This window comes from Kandleria vitulina DSM 20405, from assembly GCF_000702065.1.
GTDB lineage: Bacteria > Bacillota_I > Bacilli_A > Erysipelotrichales > Coprobacillaceae > Kandleria > Kandleria vitulina.
Genome location: NZ_JNKN01000014.1, coordinates 39,575 through 49,587 on the forward strand (window position 1 = coordinate 39,575; position 10,013 = coordinate 49,587).

Annotated in this window: 6 protein-coding genes; all 6 read left to right on the forward strand. The window is 37.1% G+C overall.

What is annotated here, in order from left to right:
- Positions 1–8: 8 nt before the first annotated feature.
- Positions 9–1,460: a glutamate synthase subunit beta gene (locus T513_RS0104990; RefSeq protein ID WP_031589235.1), complete on the forward strand. Its 1,452-nt coding sequence runs from the start codon at positions 9–11 to the stop codon at positions 1,458–1,460.
- Between the two features lie 232 nt (positions 1,461–1,692).
- Positions 1,693–3,372, forward strand: coding sequence for an ammonium transporter (locus tag T513_RS0104995; protein ID WP_031589236.1), 1,680 nt, complete (start codon positions 1,693–1,695; stop codon positions 3,370–3,372).
- Between the two features lie 232 nt (positions 3,373–3,604).
- Positions 3,605–5,029: an amidophosphoribosyltransferase gene (purF, locus tag T513_RS0105000; protein WP_031589237.1), complete on the forward strand. Its 1,425-nt coding sequence runs from the start codon at positions 3,605–3,607 to the stop codon at positions 5,027–5,029.
- 214 nt (positions 5,030–5,243) lie between these two features.
- The gene (locus T513_RS0105005; protein ID WP_031589238.1) at positions 5,244–6,323 is read left to right on the forward strand and encodes a carbamoyl phosphate synthase small subunit; all 1,080 of its coding nucleotides are present in this window, start codon (positions 5,244–5,246) and stop codon (positions 6,321–6,323) included.
- Positions 6,316–9,516: a carbamoyl-phosphate synthase large subunit gene (carB, locus tag T513_RS0105010; RefSeq protein WP_031589239.1), complete on the forward strand. Its 3,201-nt coding sequence runs from the start codon at positions 6,316–6,318 to the stop codon at positions 9,514–9,516. The genes T513_RS0105005 and carB overlap by 8 nt, the downstream gene beginning before the upstream one ends.
- 203 nt (positions 9,517–9,719) lie before the next feature.
- Positions 9,720–10,013 (forward strand): IS200/IS605 family transposase (tnpA, locus tag T513_RS11960; RefSeq protein WP_080703111.1); only part of this gene is annotated, 294 nt, incomplete at its 3' end.

Genomic DNA, 10,013 nt, shown 5'->3' on the forward strand with positions numbered 1-10,013 from the left:
GTGTCAGTATGGGAAAACCAACTGGTTTCTTAGAATACGAAAGATGTGCAAATCCTGAAAGGGATATTGATGAAAGAATCAAAGATTACTTTGAATTCCATTCAACTTTAAATAGTGAAGAAAGAAAGAACCAGGCGGCACGCTGTATGGACTGTGGGGTACCATATTGTCAGTCTGCCTTGTCAATAAAAAATAGAGTGGTCGGATGTCCATTACATAACCTCATTCCAGAATGGAATGATGAAATCTATCATGGACATCTTGTCCATGCCTTATCTCGTCTGTTAAAGACAAACAATTTCCCAGAATTTACATCAAGAGTATGTCCTGCTCTATGTGAAAAAGCATGCTTAAACGGTGTTGATGGAGAAAGTGTCACTATTCATGATAACGAAAACTATATTATCGAATCAGCCTATGCAGCTGGGTTAATGAAACCAAGAATCCCTGCCAAGAGAAGCGGAAAGAAAGTCGCTGTGATCGGAAGTGGGCCTTCAGGTCTTGCCTGCGCTGATGAATTAAATCATCGTGGACACAGTGTCGATGTCTATGAAAGAGAAGATCGTGTTGGGGGATTATTAATGTATGGTATTCCTAATATGAAACTTGATAAGTCTGTCATCGACCGTCGTGTTAAGATCATGGAAGAAGAAGGCGTACATTTCATTACTTCAGCTAATGTTGGTAAAGATGTAAAGGTAAAAGCATTATTAGTTGATTATGATGCAGTCGTATTATGCGTAGGTGCAAAAGAACCACGTAAGCTTAAAGGTGTCTCTTTAAAGACAAAAGGTGTACATTACGCCGTAGACTATCTTACTGCCTCTACAAAGAACGTATTGGCTAAAAAAGATGACACAGAAGCAAAAGGTAAACATGTCGTTATCGTTGGTGGTGGGGATACAGGAAATGACTGTGTCGCTACAGCCATCCGTCAGCATGCCAAAAGCGTTGTACAGCTAGAAATGATGGGAGAACCACCACTAGAACGTACAGCAGATAATCCATGGCCAGAATGGCCAAATGTCAAGAAGACTGACTATGGGCAGAAAGAAGCAATTGCAGTCTTTGGACACGACCCTCGTGTCTATGAAACTACTGTTAAGGAAGTTATTGAAGAAAAAGGCGCAATCAAGAAAATCGTTACAGTACAGGTACGCTTTGAAGCAGGTAAGATTGTAGAAGTACCAGGCAGCGAAAAAACATTGGATTGTGATCTATTGATCATTGCGGCTGGATTTGTCGGCATCAATGGCTATGTTTCAAAAGCTTTCAACTTAAATGTCACTAAACGTAATACAATTGACGCTAAAGATAACTATCAGTGCGGAGACACTAAAATCTTTGCGGCTGGAGATGGACGTCGTGGACAGTCTCTTGTCGTATGGGCAATTACAGAAGGTAGAGGCTGCGCTAAGAGCGTTGATGACTATTTAATGGGTTATACTACAATGAGATAATTTTATTAAGCGAAGCATAATGCTTCGCTTTTTTTATTATAAGTGATAATTTTTTATTATATTACCAATAATATTTATTAAAATGATAAAAATTTATAATTAAAATATCCCCATTTTATCGGTAAAAATACAAATTATAATAGATAATTATTTATTGATATAATAATTTATTATTGCAAAGTGATAAAAAACTATTATAATGTAGTCATACCAAGAGGGGGGGAAAGAAAATATGCTTAAAGAAATATTTGCGATTTGGTATTTGATCGGTGCTGCATTGGTATTCTTCATGCAGGCTGGTTTCGCGATGGTAGAGGCAGGGTTCACTCGTGCGAAAAACGCGGGGAACATCATTATGAAAAACTTGATGGACTTCTGCTTAGGAACTGTCGCATTCTTATTTGTGGGGTATGCATTACTTTGTGGTAATGATGCCGGACATGGTTTAATTGGGTGGTTACCTATTTTAAAAGGTCCACTATTTGATTTTGCAAATACTGACTGGTCATTATTTGTATTCAACTTAGTGTTCTGTGCTACAGCTGCAACAATTGTTTCTGGAGCTATGGCAGAAAGAACAAAATTCATTTCTTATTGTATTTACAGTTTCGTTATTAGTTTGGTTGTTTACCCAATCGAAGCGCATTGGGTATGGGGTCCAGATGGATTCCTAACAGCATTAGGATTCCATGATTTTGCTGGTAGTGCAGTTATTCACTACGCTGGTGGTTTAACAGCTTTGATCGGTGCATCATTGCTTGGTCCTCGTATTGGAAAATTCAACAAAGACAAGACTCCAAATGGTATTCCTGGTCATAACTTAACAATTGGTGCATTAGGGGTATTCATTCTTTGGTTTGGATGGTATGGATTCAACGGTGCCGCTGCTACAAATGGTCGTATGTTAGCGACAATCTTCTCAACTACAACTGTTGCTCCAGCAATTGCTACTGTAACAGTCATGATCTTTACTTGGTTAAAGTATGGTAAACCAGATGTAGCTTTATCATTAAACGGTTCACTTGCTGGACTTGTTGCTATTACAGCTGGCTGTGATGTTGTTAATGTCATGGGAGCATTCATCATTGGAATCCTTTCAGGATTCAACGTTTGCTTCTTTACTTGGTTCTTAGACTACAAATTACATATTGATGATCCAGTAGGTGCTGTACCAGTTCACTTTGCTAACGGTGCCTTAGGAACAATCTGTGTTGGATTATTTGGATGCAATACTGCTTCTAAAGTTGTTGGTCTCTTCTATGGAGGAGGTACAAGATTATTATTAGTTCAGATTCTTGGATTACTTGCTATTGGTGTATGGACAGCCATCACTATGACAATTACATTCGTTGCTATTAAAAAGACAATTGGTTTACGTGTTACACCTGAAGAAGAAATCATTGGTCTTGATAAGTTAGAACATGGTCTAGAAAGTGCTTATGCTGGTTTTGCTTTTGAATCAGAATTAAGTAATGGTGAAGTATACGATGAAAAAGATTATGCCCCTGTTAAATTAGATACTGTCCCAGTAACTGATTACTCTAAGAAAGATGGCAAGATCACAAAAGTTGTTATTGTTACTAAACCAGAACGTTTTGGTGCATTGAAAGATGAAATGAACAAGATCGGTGTTGCCGGCTTGACTGCTACACGAGTTTCTGGATGTGGTTTACAGAAAGGCTCAACTACATACTATCGTGGAGCTAAGGTAGATATGAAATTATTACCTAAACTTAAAGTTGAAGTTATCATTTCTAAGATCCCAACAGAAACAGTTGTCAATGCGGCTAAGAAAGCTTTATACACTGGTGAAATGGGAGATGGAAAGATCTTCATCTACGATGTAGAAGATGTAGTTCGTATTTCATCAAACACAACTGGTGTTGATGCATTAGATTACGATAAAGATTAATAGCCATAAAAATTATATATCCGCAACAAAATATTCACACGCTTCATATAAATATATTCTTCGTTTAAGTCCCAGGGTTATCCGCCCCTGGGACTATATTTTTTGCCCTATTTATGGGTAATATTTCATTTCTACAATATAAAGAATTCTCATATTGATAAAATACTTTTAAAAAGTCTTGTCGTGCATGTCTTTTACCCTATATAATGTATTCGTAAAACTGGGGGATATAATGAAAATGAAAATAACTGATTTAGCTGAAATTCATGAAGAATGTGGCGTATTTGGAATTTATGGAGATCCGAACGCGGCGCGATTGACATATTATGGTTTACATGCTTTGCAGCATCGTGGACAGGAAGCAGCAGGGATTCTTGTAAAAAGAAATCATCTTCACATTCATAAAGGAGAAGGACTAGTCACTGAAATTTTTGATGCTGATAAGATTGAAGCATTAAGCGGTGATGCAGCCATTGGACATGTACGTTACTCTACAGCTGGTGGGGGAGGTATTCTTAATGTGCAGCCTTTCTTATTTAAGACATTGAGTGGAGAAATGGGAATCTGCCATAATGGGAACCTTGTTAATGCGAATGTATTAAAAAAAGAATTAGAAGATCGTGGATCAATCTTTAATTCATCAAGTGATACAGAAGTATTAGGACATTTGATTAAACGTCATCACGGGCGATTCATTGACCGTGTCTGCAAATCTTTGCAACATATCGATGGAGCTTTTGCCTTCTTGATTTTATTGGATAGCGGATTATATGCCGCAAGAGACCGTTATGGTCTTAGACCATTATCTATTGGACAGATGCCAAGTGGAGCATATGTCTTTAGTTCTGAAACATGTGCCTTTGATATTGTCGGGGCAAAATATATTAGGGATGTAAAGCCAGGAGAAGTGGTAAGAGTCAGAAATGGTGAACTTAAATCTTGTTTCTATATGAATGAATATCAGGAAGCAAGCGACAATATCTGTGCTATGGAATATATTTACTTCTCAAGACCAGATTCTGATATTGAAGGAGTCAATGTTCATTCTGCAAGAAAACGCTGTGGTAAGATCTTATTTGAAGAATCACCAGCTGATGCGGATGTTGTAATCGGGGTGCCTGATTCATCACTTTCTGCCGCAACGGGTTACGCTGAAGCTAGTGGTATTCCATATGAAATGGGTCTTGTTAAAAACAAATATGTAGGTAGAACATTCATTCAGCCTACTCAGGAATTGCGTGAAATGGGTGTACGTATGAAGCTTTCAGCTGTACGTTCTATCGTGGCAGGAAAACGTGTTGTCATGATTGATGACTCAATTGTACGAGGAACAACTTCAAGACGTATTGTTTCTTTATTAAAAGAAGCAGGGGCAACTGAAGTCCATGTACGTATTGCTTCACCAGCCATCAAGTATCCATGTTTCTACGGTGTAGATACATCAACAGTAGAAGAATTGATTTCTCATCGTATGAATGTAGAAGAGTTAGGAGATTATATTAAAGCTGATTCATTAGCGTTCATTTCAGAAAAAGGACTAAAGAAAGCAGTCAGAGATAACGCTGAATGTGATTCATTATGTATGTCATGTTTCTCAGGAAACTATGTAACAAAACTTTATGATTCTTATAAAGCTGCTAATAAGGACCGTAAATAATAATTCAATGATAAAATTGCATAGAAGTAATAAAAAATCATTGATTCTTAAGAGCAGTTCAAGTATACTATGAAAAAAAGAAAGGGTGATGGCCATGACAACAACAATGATTACTTCATACACAATTGCACAGGCGTCCCTTTCTTTTGTTTTTAATATTTCATTTTAAGACATATCATTTATTGATGTGTCTTTTTTTGTAGGGGGGCATAAAATGAAAGCTTATTTAATACTAGAAGATGGACATGTATTCGAAGGTGAAAGCTTTGGTGCAGTCAAGGAAGTCATCAGTGAATTTGTGTTCAACACATCTATGACAGGATATGTCGAAGTATTGACAGATCCATCTTATGCTGGTCAGAGTGTCGTTATGACTTATCCATTAATTGGAAACTACGGTGTACCACTTGATGATCAGGAATCAGCACATCCATTCGTGGAAGGATTTGTGGTGAATGAACTTTCACGTTTAGGTTCAAACTTTAGAATGAATATGAGTCTTAATGACTACATGATAGAAAATAACATTCCAGGTATCCAAGGAGTAGATACACGTGCAATCACAAAGATCATTAGAAATAAAGGATGCATGAACGGAATGATCACAACTAAAAAATATGATATCGATGAAGTTATCGAAAAGCTTAAGGCATACAAGGTAACAGGTGTTGTATCAAGATGTAGCTGTGATGAACCATACAGAGTAGGAGAAGTTGGCGGATACAAAGTGGCATTATATGACTTTGGTGCTAAGCGCAATATCGCACGTGAACTTGCAAATCGTGGATGTGATGTAACAGTTGTACCAGCATCAACACCTGCAAGTGCTATCCTTGATGGAAAATATGATGGTATCCTATTATCAAATGGGCCAGGGGATCCAAGTGAATGTACAGAAATCATTGAAGAAATCAAGAAGCTTATCGATTCAAAAATGCCAATCTTTGCGATCTGTCTAGGGCATCAGTTAATGGCATTGGCACATGGCTTTACTACTGAAAAGATGGTTTATGGTCATCATGGGGCTAACCATCCAGTAAAAGACCTTCATACAAATCGTGTGTATATTTCAACACAGAACCACAACTATGTGATCAAGGAAGATTCAATTGATGCTTCTAAAGCAAAAGTATGGTTCAAGAATGTCAACGATGACACAATTGAAGGATTAGAATACTTAAATGAAAATATTAAGACTGTACAGTTCCATCCAGAAGCTTGTGCAGGACCAGTGGACACAAACTACTTATTTGATACATTTATTGAAATGATGGGAGGATCTAAAAATGCCTAAAAGAAATGATATAAAGAAAGTATTAGTTATCGGTTCAGGACCAATCATTATCGGACAGGCTGCCGAATTCGACTATGCAGGTACACAGGCGTGTCGTGCATTAAGAGAAGAAGGAGTGGAAGTTGTACTGATCAACTCCAATCCTGCCACAATCATGACTGATGGAGATATGGCTGATCATGTCTACATCGAACCATTAACTGTACCAGTAGTAAAACAGTTAATCCTAAAAGAAAAGCCAGACTGCATTCTTCCTACACTTGGAGGACAGAATGCCTTAAATATCGCAATGGCATTAGCAGATGAAGGGTTCCTTGAAGAACATAATGTAGAAACAATCGGTACTGATACAGATACTATCAAGATGGCTGAAGATCGTCTTGAATTCAAGAATTTGATGGAACGTATTCATGAGCCAATCGCACCTTCAACAGTTGTCAACTATGTGGATGACGCTATCGCATTTGCCAATAAAATCGGTTACCCAGTTGTTGTTAGACCAGCCTACACATTAGGTGGAACTGGGGGCGGAATCGCTCATAATGAAAAAGAACTTCACGATATCTGTTCAAATGGTTTAAGACTTTCACGAGTAACAGAATGTCTTATCGAAAAATCAATTGCCGGATGGAAAGAAGTAGAATACGAAGTTATGCGTGATGGTGCAGGAAACTGCATCACTGTATGTAACATGGAAAACCTTGATCCAGTTGGTGTACATACCGGAGATAGTATCGTCGTTGCGCCATCTCAGACTTTATCAGATAAAGACTACCAAATGTTAAGAACATCTGCCTTAAATATCATTACAGCACTTAACATCAATGGTGGATGTAATGTACAGTTCGCCTTAAATCCAGATTCATTTGAATACTGTGTTATCGAAGTAAATCCTCGTGTATCACGTTCAAGTGCCTTAGCTTCAAAAGCAACAGGATACCCAATCGCTAAATTAGCAGCTAAGATTGCCTTGGGATATACACTAGATGAAATCGTCAATGCGGTAACAGGAAAAACATACGCTTCTTACGAACCAACATTGGACTACATTGTATGTAAGATTCCAAAGTGGCCATTTGATAAATTCTATGATGCATCAAGAAATCTTGGTACACAGATGAAAGCCACTGGGGAAGTTATGGCCATCTGCAATAACTTCGAAGGTTCACTTATGAAAGCATTGCGTTCGCTTGAACAGAATGTCTACTACTTATATCATGAAGAACTAGCCGAGTTAACTATTGAAGAGTTAAGAGCTGAACTTAAGAAAGTAGATGACAAACGTCTATTCGTTATCGCAGAAGCATTAAGAAAAGGCGTATCAATGCAGGAAATTCATTCAATCACAAAGATTGATATGTGGTTTATCGATAAGATCAAACACCTTATTGAAGTAGAAAACAAATTAAAAGAAGAAGAATTAACACCTGAATTATTAAAACAGGCAAAACGTCTAGAATTCCCGGATTTAGTTATCGCTGAATTAACAGGAAAAACAACAGAAGAAATCTACTACTTACGTAAAGGAAACAATATTACAGCAGCCTTCAAGACAGTAGATACATGTGCAGCCGAATTTGATGCTAAAACTCCATACTTCTATAGTGTATATGGAGGAGAACATGAAATTCAGCCAACACATAATAAAAAGAAAATCATCGTCTTTGGTTCAGGTCCAATCCGTATTGGACAGGGTATCGAATTTGATTACTGTTCAGTACATTGTGTATGGGCATTAAAGAAAGCTGGATATGAAACAATTATTGTAAACAATAACCCAGAAACAGTTTCAACTGACTTCGATATCGCTGATAGATTATACTTTGAACCATTAACAGCTGAAGATGTTCAGTCAATCATTGAACTAGAAAAACCAGAAGGTGCCATTGTACAGTTTGGTGGACAGACTGCCATCAAGCTTTCACAGGATCTATTATCAATGGGTGTTCCAATCTTAGGTACATCTGCTAATTCAGTTGATGCCGCAGAAGATAGAGAACGTTTTGATGAAATCCTTGAAAAATGTCATATCGATCGTCCAAAAGGAAGAACAGTCTTTACTGTAGAAGAAGCATTATCAGTCGCTAATGAATTAGGATATCCAGTCCTTGTAAGACCATCGTACGTACTAGGTGGATCAGGTATGGAAATTGCCTTAAATGATGCGGATGTAAAACGTTTCATCACACATATCACAGAAGAATTTGATATCAAGGATCATCCAATCCTTATCGATAAATACTTAGCTGGAAAAGAATGTGAAGTAGATGCCATCTGCGATGATAACGGAATCCTTATTCCAGGTATCATGGAACACGTAGAAAGAGCAGGGGTTCACTCTGGAGACTCAATTTCAGTTTACCCACCTCAAAAAATCAGTGAAGCGATGAAAGAAAGAATCGTAGATTACTCAACACGTTTAGCTAAAGCATTAAAGGTTAAGGGATTAATGAACATCCAGTTCATTGTCTATGAAGATGAAGTCTACGTTATTGAAGTTAACCCAAGATCATCACGTACAATTCCATATATCTCAAAAGTAACAGGTATTCCACTAGTAGATGTGGCAACACAGGTTATCATTGGACATACAATCAAGGAATTAGGATATGATTATGGATTAGCTCCAGAAAAGAAGACAATCGCTGTAAAGATGCCAGTCTTCTCATTTGAAAAAATCACAGGTGCTGAAATCTCTCTTGGCCCTGAAATGAAATCTACAGGAGAAGTATTAGGTGTATCTGAAGACTTGGATGAAGCTATGTACAAAGCCTTCATTGGTACAGGTCTTGATCTTCCTAAGAAAAAGAATATCATCTGTACAATCAAAGATTCTTCAAAAGAAGAATTCTTGCCAATCGCAAAACAGTACTACATGTTCGGTTATGACTTATATGCGACAGAGGGAACATATAACTTCTTAAAAGAACATGATGTACCATGTCATAAGGTTAATCGCATTAATGATAAGAACAATACAATCTTCGACTTGATGCTTACTGATACAGTGGACCTTGTCATTGATATCCCAACAAGAAATGACAACTTAAAAGATGGTTTCCGCATCCGTAGATTTGCGGTAGAAGCAGGTATTCCAATCTATACTTCATTAGATACTGCTCAAGCGTTAATCAATTCATTAGAAAGTAAACACAAAGGTGACGTTTCACTTGTAGATATCACTACTTTATAAAAGGAAAAGCAATGCGCTTTTCTTTTTTTCTTTAAAATAATAAAATAAAAAAAGGAGGTACATCAATGAATAAAGAAAGACTCATTGCGTTCACAAAAGACTGTGCGAAAAGCCCACTCCTTTAGGTGTGGGATGGATAGAATAAAATAAAAAAAGTGTATGTAGATAACGGAAGCGTACATATATTATGATATAGTATATGTATGGAAAATAAATATAGACATACGAACACAACGGTATCTTTGATAAACTACCATTTTGTCTTTTGCCCAAGATACAGGCGTAAAATTTTTCTGATATCAAATGTAGAAAGACGCTTTAAAGAACTGGTCAAAATAAAATGTAAGGAGTTAGAAATTGAAATTATTGCAATCGAATGTGATAAGGACTATTCTTATATGTTCTTGAATTGTCCTCCAACATTAAGTCCTTCAGGCATTATGCGACAAATAAAAGGATATACAAGTAAAATTCTTAGAGAAGAGTTTGTGGAACTA